Origin of the sequence: Geodermatophilus sp. DF01-2, assembly GCF_004571065.1 — a bacterium.
In the GTDB taxonomy this organism is placed as follows: domain Bacteria; phylum Actinomycetota; class Actinomycetes; order Mycobacteriales; family Geodermatophilaceae; genus Geodermatophilus.
Window position 1 is genome coordinate 60,789 of sequence record NZ_SPQN01000006.1, and the last position, 24,278, is coordinate 85,066.

Consider the following 24,278-nt stretch of genomic DNA (forward strand, 5'->3'; position numbering starts at 1 on the left):
GGTCGGTCGGATCAGCGCCCCGTCTTTGACCCAGCCCGGATCTCGGGCACCGTGTCGCGCACCTCGACACCGGAGAGCTCCCGCTCGGCGATGGCGCGGTGCAGCAACGTGGCTCCGACACCGGCCATGACCAGCCCCCAGACGGCTTGCCGGTGGGCCGAGCGGACGACGACGTTGGCGGCGGCGCATTCGACGGCCTCGTCGATCGCGGAACGGTTCGACGGGACAGGGGAGTGCAGGACCAGGGGCAGCTCCGCCACCGCCGCCAAGAAAACCGGGTCGGGCAGCTGCTCGGCCAGGGCGGGCGGGAGCACCAGGGCGATCCGCTGGGTTCCGAACGTGCGCGATTCGAGGGACTCACTGCGCACCGGCAGCTCGGTGAAGCCGATCTCGGCGCGGCCCTGGCGCACAGCGTTCTCGACGTCGACGGGGCCGCCGGGGTCGGAAACGTGGACCTGGATGCCCGGATGGCGCCGTCGCAGCCGGCTGACCAGCTGCGGAAGCGGATCCACCGCCAGGGTGGGCAGTGCGGCGAGCAGGAAACGGGCGGCCTGGAGCCCGCGGACGGCTTCCACCCGGGCACGGGCACGGGCGGTGGTCTGCAACACCCGGCGGGCCGGCACCTCGAACGCGATCCCGGCCGGGGTGAGCACCATCTGCCGGCCCACCCGGGCGGTGACCGGCGGCCGGGAGGTATCCCACGGCCGTAGGGTGAGGTTGCGGACCACCTCGGTGCGGATGACGCCGATCGGCCGGGTGTCACCGCCGGCGCAGGCGTGCGCGTCCGGCGTGGACAGGTCGGTGACCAGCGCGCTCCCGCCGTCGCCGGTGTCCTGCACCCGGACGTCGGCCTGCTGTTCCCCTTTGTGGCGGCGGCGGCGTTCCACGGCGCCGGACGTCGATGTGGCCCTCGTAGAGCTCGCCCCACACGTCGGGCAGCCGCTCGACGAGGACCAACGATTCCTGGGCCAGCAGGGCGGCCTCTGCCTCCGTGCAGCTGCGGATCAGGGCCAGTTCCGGCACGGAGCCCTCGGAGACGTCGGCCAGCTCTTCCGGGCGCACCCGGATCGGCACACCGGTGACCGGTGGCGGGGACCGCGTTCCGAGCACGAAACCATCCTGACCTGCGGCTACGACAGTTCCGGGCGCCCGGCGGTGGCCGTCGTCCACCTGCGGCGGGCAGCATGCCGGGGGTGAGCACCCAGAGCGACCGACACGGACACACCCACCGCCTCGACCTCGCCGACGCCACCGTGCGGGAGTGGGACGCCACCGTCGTGGCGGCCGATCCCGAGCAGGGCATCGTGCTGGACCGCAGCGCCTTCTACCCGGGCGGTGGCGGGCAGCCGCCGGACGAGGGCGTGCTGCTGTGGGGCGGCGTCCGCACCCGGATCGCCGGCACCCGCAAGGGCGACGAGCTCTACCTGGTCCCGGTCGAGGGCGACCCGCTGCCGCCGCCGGGCACCGCCGTCCGCGGCGCCCTGGACGACGAGCGGCGCACCCGGCTCATGCGCACGCACTCCGGGCTGCACGTGCTCACCGGCGTGGTGTTCCGCGACTTCGGCGCGCTGGTCACCGGCGGCAACATGGAGCCGCTGACCGCGCGGATGGACTTCGACCTGGCCGAGGTGCCGCCGGACTTTAAGGAGCGGGTCGCCGAGGCGGTCAACGCCGAGATCGCCGCCGACCGCCGCATCGAGGTGAAGACGCTGCCGAGAGGCGAGGCGTTCGCCATCCCCGACATCATCCGGACGGCGACCAACCTGCTGCCGCCCGACATCGAGGTGGTGCGCATCGTCGACATCGTCGGCCTCGACACCCAGGCGGACGGCGGCACGCACGTCGCCTCGACGTCGATGGTGGGGCGGATCGAGGTGACCAAGATGGAGAACAAGGGCCGCGGCTTCCGCCGGCTGCGCATCCGGATCGTCTGAACCCGGCCGGCGACCACCACACGGAAGACCTCGTCCGGCCGCCCGTCAGCACGGCCGGCCGCCCGGTGCCGCCGACCCCACGAGGAGGCAGGAGTCCCGCCCGCCCCTGGTCACCCTTCTGGAACACGAGAGTTCCGGAGGATGCGTACGGTGCCCCTGCACTCGCAGAACGGGGGACCAGCCATGACACCGACCGACCCAGACGCTCCGAGGACGGCACAGTCCCCACAGACGATCCAGCTGCCGGTCCAGTCGATCGTCGAGCAGCGCCCCGAGCGTCGTCGCCGATGGCTGCGGTGGGCGGTCCCGCTGCTGGCCTTCCTGTTGGGAGCCTGCGTCGGCGGCGCCGACGACATGACCGACCCCACGACGACACCGCAGTACATGACCCTGCGGAGCGAGCTCGACACTGCGCAGGACGAGGTCGCGGGGGCCCGGGCGCAGATCGAGCAGATCATGGCGGAGGCCGAGGCCCGGGTCCAGCAGCAGATGGCCGGCGTCGAGGCGCGCAGCGCGGAGCTCGACCAGCGCGAGCAGGCCCTGATCTCTCGCGAGAACACTCCGCGCAACGCCGAGGCTGCTGGATCGTCGCTCGGAAGCACCGACACCGCATCGGCTTCCACCGACCGCGACTGCTCGGACTTCACCACCCAGGCCGAGGCCCAGGCGGCCTTCGACGCCGTCCCTGGCGATCCCGAGCGACTGGACGCCGACAACGACGGCATCGCTTGCGAGGACTCGGTGAGCAGTTCGGGCTCGGCCGCGTCCGGGTCGGCGGCGGTACGCCCGCCGGATGCGCAGGCTCCGGCGAGTACGTACTACGACAACTGCTCCGCGGCACGTGCCGCCGACGCGGCCCCGGTCCGGGTCGGCGACCCCGGCTACGGCAGGCACCTGGACCGGGACGGCGACGGGGTCGGCTGCGAGTAGCCGGCCCGGGAGGTGCCTTCCGCGCGCGAAAAGCACCTCAGCAGCCGTCGGGCCGTCCTCAGCGGTGCGGGATGCCGCCGGGGCCGTGGTCGGCAGGGACCTGCTCGTCCTCGGGTGGCGGGCCGGGCGGCGTCCCGTCGCCGAACGGCGACCCGCCGAGCTCCTCGCGCCCGTGCGGGGTCAGCCAGACCGACGTGTCCGGTCCGGCCGGGACGACCTGCGTCGGGTTGATGTCGGTGTGGACGACGTAGTAGTGCTCCTTGATCTGCGGGAAGTCGATCGTGTCGCCGAACCCCGGGGTCTGGAACAGGTCGCGCGTGTAGGCCCACAGCACCGGCATCTCGGTCAGCTTCGACCGGTTGGTCTTGAAGTGGCCGTGGTAGACGGGGTCGAAGCGGGCCAGTGTGGTGAACAGCCGGACGTCGGCCTCGGTGATCGTGTCGCCCATCAGGTAGCGCCGGCCCTCCAGCCGCTCCGAGAGCCAGTCCAGCGCGGTGAACAGCCGGTCGTAGGCATCGTCGTACGAGTCCTGGGAACCGGCGAACCCGCACCGGTACACCCCGTTGTTGACCTCGGTGTAGACGCGCTGCATGACCTCGTCCATCTCGTCGCGCAGCTTCTCGGGGTAGAGGTCGGGCGCACCCTCACGGTGGAACGCCGTCCACTCGGTGGAGAGGTCCAGGGTCATCTGCGCGAAGTCGTTGGTGACGACCTGCTTCGTGGGGACGTCGACGATGGCCGGCACCGTGATGCCGCGGTCGTAGTCGGGGAAGCGGGCGAGGAAGGCCTCCTGCAGCCGCTCGTAGCCCAGCACCGGGTCGCGCCCACCCGGGTCGAGGTCGAAGGTCCAGGACCGCTCGTCGTGCGTCGGCCCGCACAGGCCCATGGAGATCGCGCCTTCCAGGCCGAGCAGCCGGCGCACGACGACCGCCCGGTTGGCCCACGGGCAGGCCCGCGCGACCACCAGCCGGTACCGGCCCGCCTCGACCGGCCACCCGCCCGAGCCGTCGGCGGTGATCCGGTCGGGAACGTAGTTGGTGTCCCGCCGGAAGTCCCCGCCGTGGGCCTCGCTGTCGGTGACATAGCCCGAGCCGCTGTTCTCATCGCTCACGTCCCCAGCCTGCGGGACGCCGCGTCGGCCCGCAGCGTCAGAGCCGGGTGGTCGTCGCCTCGTCCCGCTCCCCGTCGAAGAAGCGGTCGAGCACCTGCCCGAACACCGCCGCCTCCGGCTCGGCGACCTCGAACAGGGTCATCGACGAGCGCAGCTTCATCGCGTCGGTCGGTCCGAACACCCGCACCGGGTCGCGGTCGGGCAGCTCCAGCAGTGCCTGCGCGGACTCGACCAGCCGCGGGCCGAGCACCGGATGGTCGAGGTAGGCCTGCGCCTCGGGGACGCCGGAGATCGCGTACCGCTGCGCCGTCGGGCTGTGTCCCAGGCCCGAGACCTGCGGGAAGACGAACCACATCCAGTGGCCGCGCTTGGCGCCGGCCCGCAGCTCACCCAGCGCCCGGTCGTACACGCCGTCGTCCTGGGCACGCACGAACCGCTCGAGGTCGAAGGGGTCGTTCACTGCGCCGGGCCGCCCACCGGGTCGGCCCGCCGCGGCGCGGCCAGCGCCGTGGCCAGGAAGCGCACCATGGTCGCGGTCAGCCGCTTGCGCGAGTCGGCCCGCCGGAACACGTGTCCCTCGCCGTCGAGCTCCAGGTACTCCACCGACCGGCCCAGCTCGCGCAGCGCCAGCACGATCTGGTGTGCCTCGCCGATCGGCACGTTGGTGTCGTGCTCACCGTGGACGACCAGCAGGGGGACGTCGATGGCGGCGGCGGCACGCAGCGGCGAGATGTCCTCCAGCAGCGCCCGGTCCCGCTCGGGGTGGCCGTACTTCGACACCGCGGCCGCGGCGATCCACGGCTCGCTGTCCCGGTAGAACGTGACCAGGTCGGACATGCCGCAGATGTCGACGCCCGCGGCGAAGACCCCGGGGGAGAAGGCCAGCGAGGCCAGCGTCAGGTAGCCGCCGTAGGAGCGGCCGGACACCGCGATGCGGTCGGGGGAGGCGATGCCCCGCTCCACGAGGTGCTCCGCGGCGGCCAGGACGTCGGCGAACGCGGCGTACCGCCCCCCGATGTCGTCGGCGTGCACGAACTCCCGGCCGAAGCCCGACGAGCCGCGGATGTTGGGCGCGAAGACGGTGATCCCGGCCGCGGCCAGCGCCTGGTGCTGCTGGGCGAAGATCGGCCGCTCCTGGTCCTCCGGACCGCCGTGCAGGCTGAGCACGGCCGGTCCCAGGTCCTTCAGGTGGCTGGGCGCCCGGTACAGCCAGCCGGTCAACGGCAGGCCGTCGTGGCCGGCGAAGGTCTCCAGCGTCGGGACGACGAGCCGCCGCGCCGGGAGGGGAGGGGCGGAGGTCACCCGGGTCCAGGCGTGCGTCGTGGTGTCCAGGTGCCACAGCTCCCGCGGGCGCGTCGGCCCCTGCACGCCGAGCACGACGCTCGAGCCGTCGCGGCTGAGCACCGGGTCGGCGGCCACCAGCCCGGGCAGGCCGGAGATCGGCGTCCGCCCGCCGGTGGTGGTGTCCATGAGCTCCAGCTCGCTGCGCCCGGCCACGTTCCAGACCAGCAGGAGGAGCCGGCCGGCGTCGTCGGCGTCGATGAACTCCAGCTCCGCGTCATCCCGGGCGGCCAGGGTCCGCGGCTCGCCGCGCCAGCCGTTCGGGCCGAACGGCAGCCCGATCAGCTGTCGCCGGGGCAGGCCGACGTCGGAGGCCAGGTACACGTAGACCGGCCCGCCGTGCTCGTCGGGAGCCGGCCGGATGAGCGCGACCTCGGTGGAGCCGGTCGCGCCGGGGGGCAGCACGCTGAGGTCCTCGTCGGTGAGCCGGTCGACCACGACGACGTACTGCTGCCCGCGCTCGCCGTCGCGGACGACGATGAACCGCTCCTCCAGCGACACGTCGAGCACGTGGATCAGGTCGCCCTCGGCCAGCGGGTCGAGCCGGCCGGTCGCCGGGTCGGCCAGGAAGCAGCGGGTCGGCACCCCCTCGGCGGCGCCGGGGAAGGTGACGACGAAGCGGTGCCCGCTGCGGGTCCAGGGCCCGAGCTCGGCGTGGGTCTCGGCGTCCCCGGCGACCCGGCGGGCGTCGCTGCCGTCGGGCCGCAGCACCCACACCGCCGTCCGGACGCCGCCGTCGGTGGCGACCTCGCAGGTGAGCCAGCCGCTGTCGGCCGCCCACCGCACGGAGACCACCGGGTCGTCCGAGAGCCGGACGTGCCGCGCCTCGGATCGCGGCCCGTCGAGCACGACGTCCTGGATGTAGACCTGCGGCACGCCCGAGCGGTCGCTGATGAAGGCGACCTGCCGGGCGTCGGGCGTCATGTTGGGGCCCCAGCTGCCCCAGGCGTCGACGAGCGCGTCGGCCAGCGCGACCGCGTCCTCGACGGCCGCCGGGCCCTTTGCCCGCGCGGCGTCCGGCAGTGGCGCCTCCGTCTCGCGCGTCGCCTCTCCGCGAGCGGATTCCAGCGAGCCCCGCGTCGTCACCGTGCCAGGTCCTCCGTGTTCTGCAGCCGCGTCCCGAGCGGTACCGGCCGCCACAGCACAACCGGTCCGGGCGTTCTCCGGTGGGGTCCGGCTCGCGTCGCGTGCGCTCCGCCGTCCCCGCTCACGGTACGGGCAGGCGGCGGCTGCGGACCGGCGGGCGCGCTCGGGGACAGGCGCCGCCGACCGGGGACGACGCCCGCGGGCCCCGGCCGTGGTCGGCGTCGCAGCGCTCTGGCACGCTGCGCCCACCGCCGTCCGCCCGAGGAGGACCGCCCGTGCCGCCGTCGCCCGGCCCGCTCGCGGGGCTGACCGTCGTCGACCTGACGTCGACGTTCCTCGGCCCGTACTGCTCGGTGCTCATGGCCCAGATGGGCGCGCGGGTCGTCAAGGTGGAGCCTCCGGCCGGCGACATCATCCGCGGTGTCGGCGACGAGCGCGGCTCCGGGCTGGGGCCGGCCTTCCTCACCTTCAACCGCGGCAAGGAGTCCGTCGTCCTCGACCTGGCGACGCCGGCCGGTCGGGCGGCCCTCGACCTGCTGATCGACGAGGCCGACGTCCTCCTGCACAACATGCGGCCGAGGGCCGCGGCCCGGCTCGGCATCGACGCCGACACCGTGCTGGCCCGCAACCCGCGGGTCGTCCACTGCGCCGCCGTCGGCTACGGCTCCGGCGGCCCGTACCGGGACGAGCCAGCCTACGACGACGTCGTCCAGGGCGTTTCCGGGCTGGCCGCCGTGCAGGGCGGCAGCGGGGAGCCGCAGTACGTGCGCACCCAGGTGGTCGACAAGACCGTCGGCGTCATGGCGCTGGCCGCCGTGCTCGCCGCCCTGTACGAGCGGTCGGTGTCCGGGCGCGGGCAGGCGGTCGAGGTGCCCATGTTCGAGTCGATGGCGGGCTTCCTGCTCATGGAGCAGCAGGGCGGCCGGGTGTACGCCGGCTGCACCGACGGCACCGGCTACGCGCGGACGGCGTCGCCCTACCGCCGGCCGCACCGCACCGCGGACGGCGTCATCGCGGTGCTGCTCTACACCGACGCGCACTGGCGCGACTTCTTCCGGCTGGTCGATCGGCCCGACCTCGCCGACGACCCGGAGCTGGGCTCCATCCGCGGGCGCACCCGCCGGATCGACGAGCTCTACCGGCTGGTCGACGACGAGCTCGCCCGCCGTCCCACCGCGCACTGGCTGGCGGCTCTGCGCGAGCGGCACATCCCGGCCATGCCGGTGAACACCGTCGACGACCTCTTCGACGACGAGCACCTGGCCGCGGTCGGCTTCTTCGAGGCCGTCGAGCACCCCACCGAGGGCCCGCTGGTGCACGCCCGGCTGCCGTGGACCTTCGGCCGCAGCGGAACGCCGGAGACGCCGGCGGCACCCGCCCTCGGCCAGCACACGGAGGCGACGCTGCGCCGCCTGGGCCTCGACGCCGGCGCCGCCCGGCCGGTCAGTGGGGGGCGGCCTGCTCCGGAGTGAGCCCGCGGGCGGCGGCCCGCTCGGCGGAGACGATCAGCGCGGCGGCGGCCACCGTGCAGGCCGCGACCGCTCCGAACGCGACGCCGTACCCGGCGGCGCTGATCAGCGCGCCCGCCGCCACCGGTGCCACCACCCGGCCCACCTGCCCGGCCAGGGCCTGGCCGCCGGAGACCGACGCGAAGACGGCGGTCGGCACGTAGGTGCCCAGCAGCGCCGGGCGGGCGATGTGGATGACGCCGAACCCCGCGCCGAAGAGCAGCACGAAGAGCACCGTCGACACCGGCTGCGGCAGCGCGAACAGCAGCGCGACCCCGACCGCCTGCCCCGCGATCAGCGCCGCGGTGACCCGGCCGATCCCCAGCCGCCCGGCCAGCGCGGTGAGCGCCACCCGCCCGGCCACCGACATCGCGCCGAGTGCACCGGCGGCCGCCGCGGCCAGCGCCGGCGGCGCACCGCGCTCGAGCAGGTGGGCCACCAGGTGCACGGCGACGGCGGTGATGGCCAGCATCTCCAGCGCCGTGGCCAGGGTCAGCCGGCGCACTGCGGGATGCCGCCACGGGCGGGCGGGTGGTGACAGGGCGGGCGCCGGTGCGGGGGCGGGCAGGGCGGCGGGTCCCGCGGGAGCCGGGTCGGGCACGCCGTCCGGGATCAGGCCGAGGTCGGCCGGGGAGCGCCGCAGCAGCAGCGCCTGCGGCACGGCGCACAGCGCGAGCAGCCCCGAGAGCACCAGCAGCGCGCTGCGCCATCCGAGGGCGTCGATGAGCGCCTGCGACGTCGGCAGGAAGACCGTGGAGGCGAATCCGGCGACCACGGTGAGGGTCAGCAGCGCGGCGCGCCGGTCGCGGCGGAACCACGTGTTGATCACCGCGTAGGCCGGCTCGTACAGCACCGCGGCGCAGGCCAGCCCGATGCCGGTGAACACCAGGTAGAGCTGCGGCAGGGTGCGCACCTGCGACCAGCCGACGACGCAGGCCGCGCCGAGCAGGCTGCCCGCGGTCATCAGCCAGCGCGCCCCGTGCCGGTCCAGCCAGCGACCCACGCCGACCGCGGCCGCCCCGGTGACGGCCATGGCCACGGTGAGCGCGCCCGACAGCTGGGCGGTGCTGGCGCCGAGGTCGCGCTGCATCGGCACGAGGAAGACCGCGAACGAGTAGAAGAGCACCCCGTAGGCGACGGTCTCGGTGACCGCCAGCGCCCACACCATCCGCCACCCGGGGAAGTCCCGGCGCCGCGCGGCCACACCTCCCGACGGCATGGCGGTCAGCGGGACCTCACGAGCCGCGGCGGGCGACCCTGCCGGACCCGGCCTGGTCGACCGGGTAGACCAGGACGTCGGCGACGACGACGTGCGGCGGCCGGTTGGCGATCCAGGTCACCACGTCGGCGACGTCCCCGGCCGACAGCGGCGTCATTCCCTCGTAGACCGCCTTGGCCGGGGCCTCGTCCCCGTCGAAGCGGACGAGGGAGAACTCGGTCTCGACCATGCCGGGGTCGACCTGGCTGATCCGTACGCCGCTGCCGAGGACGTCCATCCGCATGCCGCGGGTGATCCGCTCGACGGCGGCCTTGGTCGCGCAGTACACCGCGCCGCCGGGGTAGACCTCGCGCCCCGCGTTCGACCCGATGTTGATGACGTGCCCGGCGCCGCGCTCGACCATCCCGGGCAGCACGCAGGCCGAGACGTTGAGCAGGCCGCGGACGTTGGTGTCGAGCATCCGGTCCCAGTCGTCCGGATCGTCGGTGTGGATCGGCCCGCGGCCGGCGGCCAGCCCGGCGTTGTTGACCAGGACGTCGATCGGCGTCCACTCCTCGGGCAGCGAGGTCAGCGCGGCCGACACCTGTTCGCGGTCCCGGACGTCCACGGTCAGCGGCAGCACGGCGTCCCCGTGGCCGGCGCGCAGGTCGTCCAGCCGCTCGGTGCGGCGGGCGGCGGCGACGACCCGGGCGCCCTCGGCCAGGAAGGCCTCGACACAGGCCCGGCCGATGCCGCTCGAGGCCCCGGTCACCAGTACGACTCGTCCAGCGGTCACAGCTCTCCAATGCTCGGGGGGACGGGGATCAAGCATGCGGGGCACGGGCCGCGGCGCCGGCCCGGGACCCCGACGGCGCCCGGGTACGGCGGAAGGCGACCGGCCCGGGCGGTGCGTCGCCGACCAGCTGGGTGTCGAGGTAGGAGTCGCGGGACTTCTCGACGTGCACGTGCATCGCGGCGGCGGCCTCCTCGGCCCGGCCGGCCGCGATCAGCTCGGCGACCTCCCGGTGCTCGGCCCACGCCCGCGGGGCGATGCTGCTGACCAGGGGCGCGAAGAACCAGCGGCTGCGCTGGGAGAGCTGCTCGCCGAACTCCAGCAGGATGTGGTTGCGCGCGGTGAGCAGCACGGTGCGGTGGAAGCGTGCGGTGTGGCCGGCCATCTGCTGCGAGGGGACGCCGCGCCGCAGGTCGGCGTCGGCCTCGTCGCAGATGCCCAGCAGCGTGGCGGCGTCCTCGGGGGTGCACCGCTGGGCGGCCAGCTCGGCGGCGGAGCGCTCCACCAGCTCGCGCGCCTCGAAGAACTCGTCCACCTGCTGCCGGGTCGGCTGGTTGACGAACGCCCCGTGGCGCGGCCGCAGCGTGATCCAGCCGTCGCGGTGCAGCCGCTGCAAGGCCTCGCGCACCGGCCCCCGGCTCACCCCGAGGTCGGCGGCGAGGCGTTCCTCGACCAGGTGGTCACCGGGCGCAAGCGTCCGGGCGATGAGCAGCTCCTGCAGGCGCCCGTAAACGTGGTCCCGCAGTGGGAGTGCCCGGATGGGCTGGGTCTCGGACACTTCTCCTGACCTCCGCGTCGGGCGGGCCGTAACCGGTTTGCAATCGTAAACAGTAGACAGGCCCGTGTGTGAGTTGCTTCACTCGGCAGACGTCCCACCCGCACGACACGACTCCCGACAGGGGACGGAGGGCGGCGCCCTCCGTCCCCGTCCGCTCCTCCGCATCGACAGGAAGGCCGACGATGTCCTCCACCCCACCCGTTGCCCGGCAGCGGCGCTCCCGACTGCTGCTCGGCGCAGGGCTCGCCATGAGCGTCCTCCTCACCGCGTGCGGTGGCGACGACGGCGGCGACACCGCCGCCGGCGGCGACGAGGGCGCCGCCCAGGAGTTCAACGACGTCCTGACGTTCGCCACCGGTGGCACCGGCGGCGTCTACTACCCCTACGGCGGCGGCATCGGCAACCTGCTGACCTCCGAGGTCCCCGGCCTCACGGTGACCGTCCAGGAGACCAACGCGTCGGTGGACAACATGCAGCTGCTCCAGTCCGGCCAGGTGCAGCTCGCCTTCGCCCTCGGCGACGTCGTCGCCGACGCCGCCGCCGGCCAGAACGTCTTCACCGAGCCGCTGGACATCTGCGCGCTCGGCAACATCTACAACAACTACGTCCACTTCTTCACGACGGCCGACACGGGCATCACCTCCGTCGAGGACCTCGCGGGCAGGCGCGTCTCGGTCGGCGCGGTGGGGTCGGCCTCCGAGGTCACCGCCGACCGGATCCTGCAGGCGGCCGGAATCGACCCGCAGGCCGACATCGAACGGGCGCAGCTGGGCGTCGCCGAGACGGTCGCGGCGCTCCAGGACGGCACCATCGACGCCGGTGCCTGGTCCGGCGGCCTGCCGACCGGCGCGATCGTCGACCTCGCCAGCACCGACGACCTGGTCCTGCTCGACACCGGCCAGTACGCCGACGAGCTGGCCGAGCAGTACGGCGACTACTACTTCGCGCTGGACATCCCGGCCGGCACCTACGAGGGCCAGGAGGAACCGGTCTCCAACGTCGTCTCGCCGAACATCCTCGTCGTCCGGAACGACATGGACGAGGCCCTGCAGGAGGTGATCACCCGGACGATCTTCGAGAACCAGGAGCAGCTGGAGACCGTGCACCCCGCGGCGGAGGAGCTGGACCCGACGACGGCCGGGGACATCCCGTTCATCGAGACCTGCCCGGGCGCCCAGGCCTACTTCGACTCGGTCAACTGACCCGTCGAGGACGCGCCGCCGTGCTGCCGGGGTCCGGAGCCCGCTCCGGTCCCGGCAGCACGGCGGTGTCCGACCGGATCCGCCGCCGGTGGCTCCTGCTCGTCGCGCCCCTGCTCGTCGTCGTCGCCGCGGTGACCGTGACCGCAGCGCTCGCCTTCGGCGGCGACGGGGAGCAGGCTGTCACCGTGCGCACGCCGGACGGCGACGTCATCGCCTCCCTCCCCGTGGAAGCCGGCGACCGGTTCGCCGTCAGCTACCGCAACAGCGTCTACACCACCCTCGCCGAGGAGCGGTACCGCGTGCTCCCCGACGGCAGGTTCGAGCTGGTCGAGCTGGCCGCCGACCAGGTGGCCGTCCTCGAGGAGTACTACGCCGTCCCCGGCGCCCCGCGACCGGCACCGCCGGGCGACCGCCGCGCCTACGTGGTGGAGCCCGACCCCACCCGGCCCGCTGTCTTCGAGCGCCTCAACATCGCCGCCACCGACCTCGGTGAGCGCACCCTCTGGGTGCCCGGCCACCCGCCGGTCCCCCTGTGGCAACGGGTCGTCAGCGAGAACCCGACCGTGTTACTCGACATCGAGGAGATCTGATGAAGCTGCGAGGTCGCGCACGGACCCGCGCGGAGGAAGACCCCCGCGTCGCCGCCTCGTCGAACGGCGCCACCGCCACCGGGGAGCGCCGCAGCGGTGAGGTCGACGCGGCGACCCTCGACGAGACCGGGCACAGCCGCCCGGTGGACTCCGACGAGATCGACGAGGAGAGGCTGCTCGCCGAGTTCGAGGCGGAGAAGCCGGCCCGTCACCTCGTGGGCATCCCCGGCTACGTCACCGCGGTCTTCGGTGTCGGGCTCTCGCTGTTCGGGCTGTACTGGGTGTTCAACCCGATGCCCAAGCAGGTCTACCTGCCCTACTTCCTGAGCATCGGCCTGTTCCTGACCTTCCTCACCTACCGCGGGTGGGGCCGTTCCACGTCCGACCGGCTGGCCGGCAAGGCCGACCATCCCAACGTCCTCGACTGGCTGCTGGCCCTCGTGTCGCTGATCCCGGCCGTCTACATCGTCTGGGACTGGCAGGCGTTCTTCCGGCGCGCGATCCTGCCGACGGACCTGGACATCGTCGTCGGGACCCTGCTGATCGTCCTGGTGCTCGAGGCGGCCCGGCGCACGGTCGGGGTGCTGGTGCCGGTGGTGGTCATCGGCTTCCTCGCCTACGCCTACTTCGGCTCCAGCTTCCCCTCCCCGTTCACCACCGCCGACTTCACGTGGCAGCGGCTGGTGGGGCACAACGTCATGGGCCTGCAGGGCATCTTCGGTGTCCCGCTCGACGTGGCGGCCACCTACATCATCCTGTTCACGATCTACGGCGCCGTCCTGGCCGCCTCGGGCGCGACGAAGTTCTTCATCGACCTGTCCTTCGCCGCGTTCGGGCAGTCGGCCGCCGGCCCCGGCCGGACCGTCACCATGTCCGGCTTCCTCCTGGGCACCGTCTCCGGCTCCGGGGTGGCCACCACCGTCACCCTGGGCGGCATCGGCTGGCCGCTGCTGCGCAAGGCCGGCTACCCGGCGGAGGCCGGCGGTGGCGTGCTGGCCGCGGCCGGTATCGGCGCGATCATGTCCCCGCCGACCCTGGGCGCGGCCGCGTTCATCATCGCCGAGCTGCTGCAGGTCTCCTACCTGGAGGTACTGCTCTGGGCGACGATCCCGACGATCCTGTACTACCTCGGGATCATCCTGGCGATCGAGATGGACGCCCGCCGGCACGGCACGCACTCGGTCGAGATCGAGACCCAGTCGGCCTGGCGGCTGCTGCTGCGCTTCGGCTACCACTTCTCGTCGCTGGCCGCGATCGTCTTCTTCCTGGTGCTGGGCTACACGCCGTTCCGCGCGGTCGTCTACGCCACCGCGCTGGCCTTCCTGCTCAGCTTCCTCGAGCGGCGGTCCTGGATCACGCCGAAGCGGCTGTGGACCGCGCTGGCGCAGGGCGCGCAGGGCGCGCTGTCGGTCATCCCGGTCATGGCGGCGGCCGGTCTGATCGTGGGCGTCATGACCCTCACCGGGTTGGCGCTGCGGCTGGCCGGGATCATCGTCGACCTCGCCGGCGGCAACATCGTCCTGACGGCCGTGTTCTCGGCGATCGTCGTGGTGCTGCTCGGCCTCGCCGTCCCGGTGACCGCGAGCTTCATCATCTCGTTCGTCATCATCTCGCCGGCGCTGCAGCAGGTGGGTGTCGAGCCGTTCGCCGCGGCGATGTTCATCTTCTACTACGCGGTGCTCAGCGAGGTCTCCCCGCCGACGGCGCTCTCGCCCTTCGCGGCGGCGGCCATCACCGGCGGCAAGCCGGTCAGGACCATGTGGCTGACGTGGAAGTACACGCTGCCGGCGTTCCTCGTGCCGTTCATCTTCGTGCTCTCCCCGAGCGGCGTCGGGCTGCTCTTCGAGGGCGGCTGGCAGACCGTGCTGATCGCGTTCACCACCGCGGTGGCCGCCGTCGCCGCGCTCGCCGTCGTCACCGGCGCGTGGCTGTTGGGCCCGGCACGCATCCCCGAGCGGGTGCTGTTCCTCGTCGCGGCGATCGCGCTGCTGGTCATGACGCCGACGTTCATCGCCGTCGGTGCGGGCTTCCTGGTCGCCGGCTTCGTCGTGCACCTGCTCACCCGCCGCCGGGGCCGGCGCGACGGGGACGGTGCCGACCGGGACGCCGGATCCCCGACCGCCGGGAGTGCGCCGGCCGACCCGCAGCCGGCGCCTGCGCGACCGGCCTCGGCGCCGTCGGCGTCCCCCGTCGCCAGCACCGCGGTGCCGGTGGACCGCCCCCGGACGGAGCGGTGAGTCCGCAGCTCGTCTCCGGCGTCGCCGACCTGCACGTGCACGGGGCACCCAGCCTCGTGCCGCGGCACGGCCTCGACCACGAGGTCGTCGGGGCGCACGCCCAGGTCGGCGTCGACCTCGCCGTCCTCAAGGCGCACGAGGGGTCGACGGTCGAGCGCGCGGCCCTGGCCGACCGGCGGGCGGAGACCGACGGCGTCCGCGTGGTCGGCGGGATCGTGCTCAACTCGCCGGTCGGCGGGGCCAACCCCGACGCGGTGGAGGTGGCCGCCCGGCTCGGCGGGCGCGTGGTGTGGATGCCGACGGTCTCCGCGCCCGCGCACGTCGCCTCGGCGGCCCGTCCCGAGCTCGCCGTGCACAGGACGCTGTCCTTCCGGCAGGTCGACGTCCTCGGCGACGACGGCGCCCTGCTGCCCGCCTGGCAGGAGGTGATCGACGTCGTCGCAGCAGCCGACCTGGTGCTGGCCTCGGGCCACCTCACCTGCGCCGAGGCGCTGGTGCTCTTCCGCGCCGCGCACGCCGCCGGGGTTCGCCGGATGCTGTTCAACCACCCCCGGATGCCGTTCCTGCGCTGGGACGACGCCGCCGCGCCCGAGCTCGCCCGACTCGGCGTGGTGCTGGAGCTGGGCATCCTGCCCGACATCCTCACTCCCGACGGGCCGCCGTCGACCACGCTCGGCGAGGTGTACCCGCACGACCAGCTGGCCTTCGGCGGCGACCTCGGCCACGCCGACCACCCGACGATGGCCCAGGCGCTGCCCGGCTGGCTGGCCGACCTGGAGGCGTGCCTGGGCGAGGCCGGCACCGAGCGGGCCCTCACCACCGTCGGCCGGGAGCTGGTGCTCCGGTGATCCGGGTCGCGCTCCTGCCCGGGGACGGCGTCGGCGAGGAGGTGCTCGACGGGCCGACGCGGCTGCTGCGCCGGCTGGCCGGGACCGGCGCGGTCGAGGTCACCGGGCCCTGGCCGGTCGGCGCCCGCGCCGCGGCGGCGACCGGCGACGTGCTGCCCGCCGAGACGCTGGCCGCGTGCGACGCCGCCGACGCGATCCTGCTCGGCGCGGTGGGGGAGGACCCCCGCGTGCCGGCCGAGGTGTGCCCGCGCCCGGAGGTCGCGCTGCACCGGTTGCGCGAGTGCTACGACCTGCGCATCTCGGTGCGCGAGATTCCGCTCGGCGAGGGCCGCGAGCTGGCCGTGGTGCGCAACCTCATCGGCGGCTCGTACGGCGGCGCGGACGACCGGATGCTTCGCGAGGACGGCAGCGAGGCCGCCGACGTGCTGCGGCTGACCCGGGAGCGGGTCGCCGAGGTCGTGCACATCGCCATCGACGTGCTCGAGCGGCGCTCCGCCGGTCCGCGTGCGGGCGGGCGGCTGGTCTCGGCGGACAAGGCCAACCTCTACGCGACCGGTCGGCTGTGGCGGCAGGTCGCCGGGGAGGTCGCTCGCGAGCGCGGCGTCGACGTCGAGCACCGATACGTCGACCGGGCGGCGTTCGAGCTGGGGTCGGGTGCCGCGGTGCCCGACGTCCTGGTCACCGAGGGTCTGCTCGGCGACATCCTCTCCGACCTCGCCGCCGGCCGGGCCGGCTCGCCGGCGCTGTGCGGCTCGGCCTCGCTGCACCCCGGCGACCCGGTCCGCGGGCGGTGCGTCGGGCTGTTCGAGCCTGCGCACGGCTCGGCGCCGCGGCGGGCGCTGCGCGACCAGGTCGACCCGCTCGGCGGCTTCCTCGCGCTGGCCGCCCTGCTGCGGCACTTCCCGTCCACCCGGGAGCTCGGTGAGCGGGTGCGGGCCGCGGTCGACGGAGTGCTGCGGTCGGGCCCGTGGACCTACGACCTGGCGCCGGAGGACACCCCGCCGGCCACGACCACCGCGGTCGCCGACGCGGTGCTGGCCGCCTTCGACACGCTGGACGACGAGGCGCGGGTCACACCGGTCGCCGTCGAGGAGCCGCCGGTGCGGGTGCCGGCCGACGTGCTCGCCGGGTGGACCACCGCGGTCCTGACGGCGGTCGGCGTGCGCCGGCACCACGCCCGCGACGTCGCCCGCGTGCTGGGCTACGCCGACCTGTCCGGCATCGACTCGCACGGGGTCGCCCGGCTGCCGGCCTACGTGCAGGCGCTGCGGACCGGGGTGATCGCCACCGACGGCGAGCCGACCGTGGTCGCCGGCGAGGGCGCGGTGGCCCTCGTCGAGGGGCACGGGCTCTTCGGCCACCCGGTGACCACGCTGGCGCTGGCCGAGGCCGTGGACCGTGCCCGGGCGCACGGCGTCGGCTGGGTGAACGTGCACGGCAGCAGTCACCACGGCGCCAGCGGCGCGTATGCGCACGAGGCGGCCGACCAGGGGTTGGTCGCGCTGGTCGCCACCAACACCGGCCCGGTCGTCGCGCCCACCGGCGCCGCCCGCCCGTACCTGGGCACCAACCCGCTGGCGCTGGGCGTGCCGGTGGCCGGGGAGGAGCCGCTGGTCTTCGACATGGCGACCTCCGCGGTCGCCGCCGGCAAGTTCGAGATCGCGCTGCGGACCGGTCGCCCCGTGCCGCTGGGCTGGGGGGTGGACGCCCAGGGCCGGCCCACGACCGACCCGGCCGCGGTCTTCCCCGGCAGGGGCGCGCTGCTGCCGCTGGGCAGCGACCGCGAGCGCTCCAGCCACAAGGGCTACGGGCTGGGCCTGCTGGTCGAGCTGCTCACCGGGGTGCTCGCCCAGGGCCCGACCGGCCCCGGCGTCGGCAACCTGACTTTCCGGGCCGGCAGCGGACATCCCGATGTCAGCCACCTAGTCGTGGTGCTCGACCCGGCGCGGCTCGGCGACCCGGCGGAGGTGCGCGGCGGCGCCGCGCGGCTGCTCGCCGGGCTGCGGGCCCTCGCCCCGGTGGACCCGGAGCTACCGGTCCGGACGCCGGGACAGCGGGCCGCCGCCGAGCGCGTGCGGCGCCGGGAGCACGGCATCCCGCTGGACCCCGAGACGCACCGGGCCCTGGAGGCGCTGGCCGGTCAGGTGGGCCGGCCGCTCGGGACGGCCGCCCGTGGCTGAACCGGTCCGAGGCGCTGCCCCGGCCGGCGACGGCGACCCGGCCGGGGATGCGGACGCCGACCCCGACGAACCCGGCCGGCCGCCCGCCGTCGGCGACCGGCCCACCCGGTCCCCGGCGGCGGTGCGCGCCGTCCTGCAGGCGGTGGCCGTCTCCGTGCTCGGCGTGCTGCCCGCCTTCCTCGTCGGCGCCCTGGCCGTGCAGATCCGCGCCGATCTCGACGTGGGGCTGGCCCTGTTCGGCCTGGCCGCGGCGACGCTGTTCACCGTCTCCGGCAGCCTCGCCCGGCCCGGCGGCCGGTTGGTGCAGCGGCTGGGGTCGCGCCGCGGCGCCGCCCTGGCCACCGCGCTGGCCACGACGTCGCTCACCGTGATTGCCCTGGCCGGCTCGCCGGCCGCGCTGATGGCCGGGCTGGCGGTCGGCGGGCTGGGCAACGCGGTGGCCCAACCGTCGGCGAACGCGGTGATCTCCGAGCTGGTCACCGACCAGCGGCTGGGCGTCGCGTTCGGCATCAAGCAGTCCGCGATCCCCGCGGCCACGCTGCTCGGCGGACTCGCCGTCCCCGCGGTGGCGCTCGTGTTCGGCTGGCGGTGGGCGGTCGCCGGCGCCGTCGGCCTCGCCGTCGTCCTGCTGGTGGCCTCCCTGGCCGGCGGGCGGGACGCCGGGCGGCGGGCCCGTGCGGCGGGCGAGCCCGCCGCCGTCCGCGCGCCGGACAAGGGGCTGCCCCGCGGCGGGCTGGTGGTGCTCACCGTCGGCGGCTTCCTCGGCTCGGCGGCGGCCACCTCGACCGGGATCTTCCTCGTCGACTCCGCGGTCGCCACCGGGATCCCCGCCGGCCCGGCGGGGCTGCTGTTCGCCGGCTGCTCGGTGCTCGGGCTGGTCAGCCGGATCGGTTTCGGCTGGTGGGCCGACCGCCACCCCGGGCGCAGCGCCTACCTGTTCATCGCCAACCTGCTCACCGTCGGGATGCTCGGCTACACCCTGCTGGCCGCGGGCCCCGTGCCGCTCTTCGTCGCCGGCAGCGTGCTGGCCTACGGCGCCGGCTGGGCGTGGACCGGGCTGTTCCACTTCGCGGTCATCCGCGACAACCGGGGTGCCGCCGCCTCGGTCACCGGCTTCGTGCAGACCGGCCTGTCGTTGGGCGCCGCCTCCGGGCCGCTGCTGTTCGGCATCGTCGCCCAGGCCGCCTCCTACTCGGCCGCGTGGCTCACGGCGGCGGCGCTGAGCCTGGCCGGCGCGGTCACCGTCCGGATCAGCCGGCGGATGGTCCGCCGGTCCCGCGGCCTGCCGGTGACCCGGCTGCCCGGACGCCGGCGCCCTGCGTCCCCCACCCACCCCGCCGCCCCCGACCTGACCGCCCCGACCTGACCGCCCCGACCCGATCGCCCCGATCCGAGGAGGACCGCCCCGATGAGCACCTGCCGGCTGCACCCGCCCGGCCCCCGACCCGACCCCGCGCTGCTGGAGCGCTGCCGCGCGCTGCCGACGAGCATCCTGTCCGACTCGATGGACCGCGTCGGCGGGCTGCGCGGCCTGCACTGGGTCGGCGGGGGGCGCTGGCCACGGGTCGCGGGCCCGGCGCTGACCGTGCGCACCCGGCCCGGCGACAACCTCGTCATCCACCGCGCACTCGACCTGGCCGCGCCCGGCGACGTGCTCGTCGTCGACGCCGGCGGCTCGACCGAGCGCGCGGTGCTCGGCGAGATCATGGCCCGCTACGCCGCGTCCCGGAACCTCGGCGCGATCGTCGTCGACGGCGCCGTCCGCGACGCCGAGGGCCTCGCCGCGGGCGCCGTGCCGGTCTTCGCCCTCGGCGTCAACCATCTCGGCCCCTACAAGGACGGCCCCGGCGAGATCGGTGGCCCGGTGACCCTGGGCGGCACCGCCGTGGGGTCAGGTGACGTCGTGGTCGGGGACGGCGACGGCGTCGTCGTCGTCCCGCACGAGCGACTGGCCGAGGTCGTCGGGCTCGCGCAGGAGCGGCTGGCGTCGGAGGAGGAGCAGTTCGCGGCGATCGCGGCGGGCACGCTCGACCGGTCGTGGGTCACCCGGGCCCTGGCCGAGGTGCACGTCGGCAACGAGGTCGTGCAGTGACCCGCCGCTGGGGCCTGATCGGCTTCGGCGAGGCGGGCCGGGTCATCGGTGGAGCGATCACCGCCTCGGGTGTCGACCTCGCGGTGCACGACCGGGTGCTGCGCGACGCTGCGCGCGGGCCGGCGCTGCGCGAGGCGATCTCCGCCGTCGGGGCGACCGCCGCCGACGACCTCGCCGCGTTCGCCGATCGCGAGGTGGTGCTCTCACTGGTCACCCCCGCGACCGCGGTGCCGGCGGCCGCCGGGTTCGCGCCGCACGCACCGTCCGGCGTGCTCTACGTCGACCTGAACTCGACGGCGCCCGCCGGCAAGCACGAGGTCGCCGCGGCGTTGACCGGGGTGCGGGTGGTCGACGGCGTGATGACCGGCGGCGGCATCCAGCTCGACGGCGCGAGGATCCCGATCTCGCTCGCGGGACCGGACGCCGCGGAGGCCGCGTCGCTGCTGTCCGCCGCGGGACTGAACGCCGCCGTCGTCGGTTCCGAGGTCGGCGCCGCGGCCGCGCTGAAGATGCTGCGCAGCGTCGTCATCAAGGGCATGGAGGGGCTCTGGGTCGAGGCGCTGCTGGCGGCCCGACAGATGGACGTCGTCGAGCCGCTGCTGGCGAACATCGAGGAGACGCTCGACCGCTACTCGGCCCGCGACTTCGCCACCATGCTGGTGACCACGCACGTCGGGCACGCCGGCCGGCGCCAGGTCGAGGTGCGGTCGTCGCGCGACACCGTCGCCGGCACCGGGGTGCCGCCCCTGGCGTCGAGCGGCGTGCTGGCCAGGCACGAGCTGAGCGCGCGCGGGCTGGAGGCGGTCGGCCGGCACCCGGGGGACGTGCCCGCGTCGCTGACCGAGGCGCTGGAGGTGCTGCGCTCGCTGCCCACCTGAGCCGCGCGGCCGTGCGCCGCCCGGGGCTCAGGTCCGGGCGGCGGCCCGGCGCTGGCGGTGGGCGGCCACCAGCGCGGGGCGCTCGCGCAGCAGCAGGTGCCGGCCGAGCACGATCACCAGCCCGCCGAGGACGGCGAGGGCCGCGGTCGCGCTCCAGGCGACGGCGTAGGAGCTGACCGAGACGACCGCACCGAAGGCCAGCGGCCCGAGCGCCGCGCCCATCCCCATGCCGCCCTGGGTGATCGACGTCGCCTGGGCGGCCATGCCGTGGTGCATGCGGGTGACCGCGTAGGTCGACAGCCCCGCCCAGGCCCAGCCGGTGCAGTAGCCGACCACCGCGCCGACGGCGATCAGCGACTCGACGCCGGTTCCCAGCAGCGCGTAGGAGAGCCCGCCCAGCGACATCTGCGCGGCAACGACGAGCAGCCAGCGGGTGCGCACCCGGTCGGCCAACCAGCCGGCCACCACCCGGGCCAGGGCTCCGACACCGCTGGCCACCGCGGCGATCACGCCGGCGGTGGCCGGGGCGATGCCGCCGGCGACCGCGGTGCTGACGAAGAACGACCCGAGCGCGTTGCCGGTCGCCGCGCCGAGCATCAGCCCGGCGGCCAGCACGTACAGCGGCGCACGGCGGAACGGCCCGGCCGCCTCCGACGGCGCCGCCGACGACCCGGCCGACCCCAGCCGCCGCGGGCCGGGCACCGAGAGCACGACCAGCAGCGCCAGGACGGCGCCCAGGCCGAACGCCGTCCGCCAGCCCAGCGGGATGGCCACCAGCGGGATCGCCACACCCGCCAGCAGGGTCGCCAGCGGGATCGCCGCCTGCTTGAGGCCGTAGGCCAGGCCCTGCCGGCCGGCCGACACCGAACGGGCGATGAGGTCGTTGCTGGCCGGCTGCCCGACGCCGTTGCCCCACCCGGCCACCACGAGCGCGCCGACGAGGACGGCGATGTCGCGGGCGGCCAGCGCGACCACGAGCATCGCGACCGCCGCGGTGAGCCCGGAGATCCGGACGACCCGGACGGTGCCGAGCCGCCGCACCAGCGCGCCGGCGAAGAGCGCCGACACCGCGGAGGTGGCGAAGAACGTCGCGACCAGCAGGCCCAGCAGCGAGGGGCCGACGCCGAGGTCGGCGCGCAGCTGCACCCAGAGCACGCCGACGAGGTAGGCCGGGAGTACGCCCGCGGTGGTCACCGTGACCGCCGCGGTCGCCGCGCGGGCCGAGCCCGCGGGCCGCTCCCGGCGGTTCCTCACGACGCCGTGCTCACGACGGTCTGCTCACGATGGCCTGCTCACGACTCGGGGTCCTCCGTCAGCAGCACGTCGACCAGGTGCTCGGCGATCGCCAGCGACGACGTCGCCGCGGGGGAGGGCGCGTTGCGCACGGCCACCACCGCGCCCCGCCGGGTGATGCGGAAGTCGTCGACCAGGCTGCCGTCGGACTCCAGCGCCTGTGCCCGGATGCCGGCGGTCGCCGGGACCATGTCCTCGACGGTCAGCTCGGGCACGTAGCGGCGGGCCGCGGCGGTGTAGGCCCGCTTGGACAGCGAGCCGCGCATCTCGGCCAGGCCGGTCCGCCAGTGCTGCCGGGCGAACCGCCGGAAGCCGGCGAACCGGGCGATCGCGGCCAGCTCCGCGGGCGAGACGTCGCGCCACCGGTAGCCCTCCCGGGCCAGCGCCAGGACGGCGTTGGGGCCGACCAGCACCTCGCCGTCCACCCGCGGGGTCAGGTGCACGCCGAGGAACGGGTACCGCGGGTCGGGCACCGGGTAGACCAGGCCGTTGACCAGCGCCCGCTTCTCCGGCGTGAGCGCGTAGTACTCGCCGCGGAACGGCACGATCCGCGGGGCGTCGTCGTCCCCGGCCAGGCGGGCCAGCCGGTCGACCTGCAGCCCGGCGCAGAGCACCACCCGGTCGACGACGACCTCCTCGCCGGAGGTGCTGGCGACGACGACCTCCCCGCCGGCGTGCCGCAGACCGGCCACCTCGAACCCGGTCCGGATCGTGGCGCCGGCCGCGCGGGCGTCCGCGGCGAGCTGCTCGGTGACCGCGACGTAGTCGACGATCGCGGTGGTCGGCGAGTGCAGCGCGGCGATGCCGGCTACGTGCGGCTCGAGCTCCTGCAGCTCCGCGCGGCCGATCACCCGGACGCCGGGGACGCCGTTGGCGCGGGCCCGCTCGGCGATGGCGCCCAGCCGCTGCTCCTCGGCGCCGTCGAGCGCGACGAGCACCTTGCCGATCTCGTCGTAGGGCAGGCCGCGCTCGGCGCAGAACTCCTTCAGCAGGGCGACCCCGCGGCGGCACAGGGTCGCCTTGAGCGAGCCGGGCTCGTAGTAGAGGCCGGCGTGCACGACGCCCGAGTTGCGGCCGGTCTGGTGGGCGGCGAGCCGGCCCTCCTTCTCGAGGACGGTCACCACGGAGCCGGGCCGCTGGGCGAGCAGCCGCCGCGCCACCGCCGTCCCGATGATCCCGCCTCCCACCACGGCGTATCGCTGGACCGGCATCGTCCTCCGTCCTCCGGTGCACCCGCGAGGCTGCGGGGGCAGGGGTGGGGAGCCGGCTCCCGGTCGGCGGCTACGGTGACCCGTGTGATCTCCGTCGCGCCGCCGGCCCCGGGCCGTCGTCCCCGTCCGCAGGGTAGTTCCCGATGACCGCACTCACCGGTGTGCTGCCGATCACACTGACCCCGTTCACCGACGACGGCGAGGTCGACGAGGGCAGCATCGACACCCTCGTCGAGGACTACCTCGGCGCCGGGTCGCACGGGCTGACCATCCTCGGGATCATGGGCGAGGCCGCCCGCCTGCTCGACGACGAGCGGGAGCGGGTGCTGCGCCGCTACCTGCGGGCCGCCGCCGGCCGGGTGCCGGTCGTCGCCGGCGTGTCGGCGCGGGCCACCCGCATGGCGCTGGACTACGCCCGCCGCGCGGAGGACGCCGGCGCCGCGGCGGTCATGCTCGCCCCGCCGGACAACACCCGGAACCTCGACCTGGTCTTCGAGCACTTCCGGCTGGTCGCCGAGGCGGTGTCGGTGCCGGTCGTGGTGCAGGACGAGCCGGTCAACACCGGCGTCGTCATGCCGGCGCCCTTCCTCGTGCGGCTGCTCGACGAGATCGAGGGCTGCCGCTACCTCAAGCTCGAGGAGACGCCGACGCTGCCCAAGATCACCGCGGTCCGGCGGCAGGCCGAGCAGCCGGTCGGCATCTTCGGCGGTCTCGGTGGGCTCTACCTGTACGAGGAGCTGCTCCGCGGCGCCGACGGCATCATGACCGGCTTCGGCTTCCCCCAGGTGCTGGTCGGCACCTACGAGCGGTTCGTCGCCGGCGATCGGGCCGGCGCCCAGGAGTTCTTCTTCCGGTACCTGCCGTTGATCCGCTACGAGGCCCAGCTCGGCGTCGGCGGGGTGACCATCCGCAAGCAGGTCTTCGCCCGGCGCGGCGCCATCGCCTCACCGCACGCCCGCTTCCCGGCCCCGCCGGTCGACGAGCTGACCCTCGCCGAACTCGACGACCTCATCACGGCCGTCGGCCTGTAGTCCCCCCACCCCCGCCGCGGGTCGCTGCCGCGCCCGG

Annotated in this window: 21 protein-coding genes; 12 read left to right on the forward strand and 9 right to left on the reverse strand. The window is 75.0% G+C overall.

Going from position 1 to position 24,278, the window contains the following annotated elements; translation table 11 throughout:
- Nucleotides 1-11: 11 nt before the first annotated feature.
- Complete coding sequence (locus E4P41_RS03585) at nucleotides 12-887, reverse strand: LysR family transcriptional regulator substrate-binding protein (protein ID WP_135139503.1); 876 nt, start codon at nucleotides 885-887, stop codon at nucleotides 12-14.
- 297 nt (nucleotides 888-1,184) lie between these two features.
- On the opposite strand from E4P41_RS03585, the gene E4P41_RS03590 reads away from it, so the two are divergent.
- Both E4P41_RS03590 and E4P41_RS22565 read left to right on the forward strand, forming a co-directional pair.
- Nucleotides 1,185-1,934: an alanyl-tRNA editing protein gene (locus E4P41_RS03590; RefSeq protein WP_135139504.1), complete on the forward strand. Its 750-nt coding sequence runs from the start codon at nucleotides 1,185-1,187 to the stop codon at nucleotides 1,932-1,934.
- A gap of 183 nt (nucleotides 1,935-2,117) precedes the next feature.
- Entirely contained in the window at nucleotides 2,118-2,864 is a 747-nt protein-coding gene (locus E4P41_RS22565) for an excalibur calcium-binding domain-containing protein (RefSeq protein WP_209307523.1), read from the forward strand.
- Nucleotides 2,865-2,922: 58 nt separating this feature from the next.
- Here the strand turns inward: E4P41_RS22565 and E4P41_RS03600 are convergent, their stop codons facing one another.
- From E4P41_RS03600 to E4P41_RS03610, 3 genes are read right to left on the reverse strand one after another with little or no spacing between them, the layout of a single operon-like run.
- Nucleotides 2,923-3,975: a glutathione S-transferase C-terminal domain-containing protein gene (locus E4P41_RS03600; RefSeq protein ID WP_135139505.1), complete on the reverse strand. Its 1,053-nt coding sequence runs from the start codon at nucleotides 3,973-3,975 to the stop codon at nucleotides 2,923-2,925.
- A gap of 37 nt (nucleotides 3,976-4,012) precedes the next feature.
- A complete protein-coding gene (locus E4P41_RS03605; protein WP_135139506.1) occupies nucleotides 4,013-4,435 on the reverse strand; it encodes a DUF1810 domain-containing protein in 423 nt (140 codons plus the stop codon).
- Entirely contained in the window at nucleotides 4,432-6,402 is a 1,971-nt protein-coding gene (locus tag E4P41_RS03610; RefSeq protein WP_245177083.1) for a prolyl oligopeptidase family serine peptidase, read from the reverse strand. Before E4P41_RS03610 ends, E4P41_RS03605 begins: the two co-directional genes overlap by 4 nt.
- Before the next feature lie 275 nt (nucleotides 6,403-6,677).
- Here E4P41_RS03610 and E4P41_RS03615 point away from each other — a divergent pair, with 275 nt between their 5' ends.
- Nucleotides 6,678-7,874: a CoA transferase gene (locus E4P41_RS03615; protein WP_135139507.1), complete on the forward strand. Its 1,197-nt coding sequence runs from the start codon at nucleotides 6,678-6,680 to the stop codon at nucleotides 7,872-7,874.
- On the opposite strand, the gene E4P41_RS03620 is transcribed toward E4P41_RS03615, so the two are convergent.
- Genes E4P41_RS03620 through E4P41_RS03630 form a run of 3 tightly spaced genes read right to left on the reverse strand, consistent with a single transcriptional unit; the run spans nucleotide 7,846 to nucleotide 10,679 of the window.
- Nucleotides 7,846-9,129, reverse strand: coding sequence for an MFS transporter (locus tag E4P41_RS03620; RefSeq protein WP_245177084.1), 1,284 nt, complete (start codon nucleotides 9,127-9,129; stop codon nucleotides 7,846-7,848). The genes E4P41_RS03615 and E4P41_RS03620 overlap by 29 nt on opposite strands.
- A 16-nt stretch (nucleotides 9,130-9,145) precedes the next feature.
- Nucleotides 9,146-9,880 carry an SDR family NAD(P)-dependent oxidoreductase gene (locus E4P41_RS03625; RefSeq protein ID WP_245177085.1) on the reverse strand — a complete coding sequence of 245 codons (735 nt, stop codon included), beginning with the start codon at nucleotides 9,878-9,880 and terminating at the stop codon, nucleotides 9,146-9,148.
- Between the two features lie 52 nt (nucleotides 9,881-9,932).
- Entirely contained in the window at nucleotides 9,933-10,679 is a 747-nt protein-coding gene (locus E4P41_RS03630) for a GntR family transcriptional regulator (RefSeq protein WP_135139509.1), read from the reverse strand.
- Between the two features lie 182 nt (nucleotides 10,680-10,861).
- Here E4P41_RS03630 and E4P41_RS03635 point away from each other — a divergent pair, with 182 nt between their 5' ends.
- The 8 genes from E4P41_RS03635 to E4P41_RS03670 are packed head-to-tail and all read left to right on the forward strand — an operon-like array spanning nucleotide 10,862 to nucleotide 20,706.
- The gene (locus E4P41_RS03635) at nucleotides 10,862-11,881 is read left to right on the forward strand and encodes a TAXI family TRAP transporter solute-binding subunit (RefSeq protein WP_135139510.1); all 1,020 of its coding nucleotides are present in this window, start codon (nucleotides 10,862-10,864) and stop codon (nucleotides 11,879-11,881) included.
- Between the two features lie 20 nt (nucleotides 11,882-11,901).
- A complete protein-coding gene (locus E4P41_RS03640) occupies nucleotides 11,902-12,471 on the forward strand; it encodes a hypothetical protein (protein WP_135139511.1) in 570 nt (189 codons plus the stop codon).
- Nucleotides 12,471-14,708 carry a TRAP transporter fused permease subunit gene (locus tag E4P41_RS03645; RefSeq protein WP_135139512.1) on the forward strand — a complete coding sequence of 746 codons (2,238 nt, stop codon included), beginning with the start codon at nucleotides 12,471-12,473 and terminating at the stop codon, nucleotides 14,706-14,708. Before E4P41_RS03640 ends, E4P41_RS03645 begins: the two co-directional genes overlap by 1 nt.
- Nucleotides 14,705-15,556, forward strand: a complete 852-nt coding sequence (locus tag E4P41_RS03650; RefSeq protein WP_135139513.1) for a DUF6282 family protein — start codon at nucleotides 14,705-14,707, stop codon at nucleotides 15,554-15,556. Before E4P41_RS03645 ends, E4P41_RS03650 begins: the two co-directional genes overlap by 4 nt.
- Entirely contained in the window at nucleotides 15,553-17,736 is a 2,184-nt protein-coding gene (locus E4P41_RS03655) for an Ldh family oxidoreductase (RefSeq protein ID WP_167760908.1), read from the forward strand. Before E4P41_RS03650 ends, E4P41_RS03655 begins: the two co-directional genes overlap by 4 nt.
- Nucleotides 17,729-19,102, forward strand: coding sequence for an MFS transporter (locus E4P41_RS03660; protein ID WP_135139515.1), 1,374 nt, complete (start codon nucleotides 17,729-17,731; stop codon nucleotides 19,100-19,102). The genes E4P41_RS03655 and E4P41_RS03660 overlap by 8 nt, the downstream gene beginning before the upstream one ends.
- 42 nt (nucleotides 19,103-19,144) lie before the next feature.
- Nucleotides 19,145-19,828, forward strand: a complete 684-nt coding sequence (locus E4P41_RS03665) for a dimethylmenaquinone methyltransferase (protein WP_135139516.1) — start codon at nucleotides 19,145-19,147, stop codon at nucleotides 19,826-19,828.
- Nucleotides 19,825-20,706: an NAD(P)-dependent oxidoreductase gene (locus E4P41_RS03670; RefSeq protein WP_135139517.1), complete on the forward strand. Its 882-nt coding sequence runs from the start codon at nucleotides 19,825-19,827 to the stop codon at nucleotides 20,704-20,706. Before E4P41_RS03665 ends, E4P41_RS03670 begins: the two co-directional genes overlap by 4 nt.
- 27 nt (nucleotides 20,707-20,733) lie before the next feature.
- Here E4P41_RS03670 and E4P41_RS03675 read toward each other — a convergent pair whose 3' ends face one another.
- Nucleotides 20,734-21,960 carry an MFS transporter gene (locus E4P41_RS03675; RefSeq protein ID WP_135139518.1) on the reverse strand — a complete coding sequence of 409 codons (1,227 nt, stop codon included), beginning with the start codon at nucleotides 21,958-21,960 and terminating at the stop codon, nucleotides 20,734-20,736.
- 38 nt (nucleotides 21,961-21,998) lie between these two features.
- Nucleotides 21,999-23,210, reverse strand: coding sequence for an L-2-hydroxyglutarate oxidase (gene lhgO / locus E4P41_RS03680; RefSeq protein WP_135139519.1), 1,212 nt, complete (start codon nucleotides 23,208-23,210; stop codon nucleotides 21,999-22,001).
- A gap of 143 nt (nucleotides 23,211-23,353) precedes the next feature.
- Between lhgO and E4P41_RS03685 the strand changes: the two genes are divergently transcribed.
- Nucleotides 23,354-24,241, forward strand: a complete 888-nt coding sequence (locus E4P41_RS03685) for a dihydrodipicolinate synthase family protein (protein WP_135139520.1) — start codon at nucleotides 23,354-23,356, stop codon at nucleotides 24,239-24,241.
- The last annotated feature ends 37 nt before the right edge of the window (nucleotides 24,242-24,278 follow it).

What these genes read in the sequence shown, in the direction of transcription:
- E4P41_RS03685 (WP_135139520.1), top strand. Translation starts at nt 23,354, where the DNA reads ATGACCGCACTCACCGGTGTGCTGCCGATCACACTGACCCCGTTCACC.
- E4P41_RS22565 (WP_209307523.1), top strand. Translation starts at nt 2,118, where the DNA reads ATGACACCGACCGACCCAGACGCTCCGAGGACGGCACAGTCCCCACAG.
- E4P41_RS03635 (WP_135139510.1), top strand. Translation starts at nt 10,862, where the DNA reads ATGTCCTCCACCCCACCCGTTGCCCGGCAGCGGCGCTCCCGACTGCTG.
- E4P41_RS03665 (WP_135139516.1), top strand. Translation starts at nt 19,145, where the DNA reads ATGAGCACCTGCCGGCTGCACCCGCCCGGCCCCCGACCCGACCCCGCG.
- E4P41_RS03620 (WP_245177084.1), bottom strand. Translation starts at nt 9,129, where the DNA reads ATGCCGTCGGGAGGTGTGGCCGCGCGGCGCCGGGACTTCCCCGGGTGG.
- E4P41_RS03645 (WP_135139512.1), top strand. Translation starts at nt 12,471, where the DNA reads ATGAAGCTGCGAGGTCGCGCACGGACCCGCGCGGAGGAAGACCCCCGC.
- lhgO (WP_135139519.1), bottom strand. Translation starts at nt 23,210, where the DNA reads ATGCCGGTCCAGCGATACGCCGTGGTGGGAGGCGGGATCATCGGGACG.
- E4P41_RS03590 (WP_135139504.1), top strand. Translation starts at nt 1,185, where the DNA reads ATGCCGGGGGTGAGCACCCAGAGCGACCGACACGGACACACCCACCGC.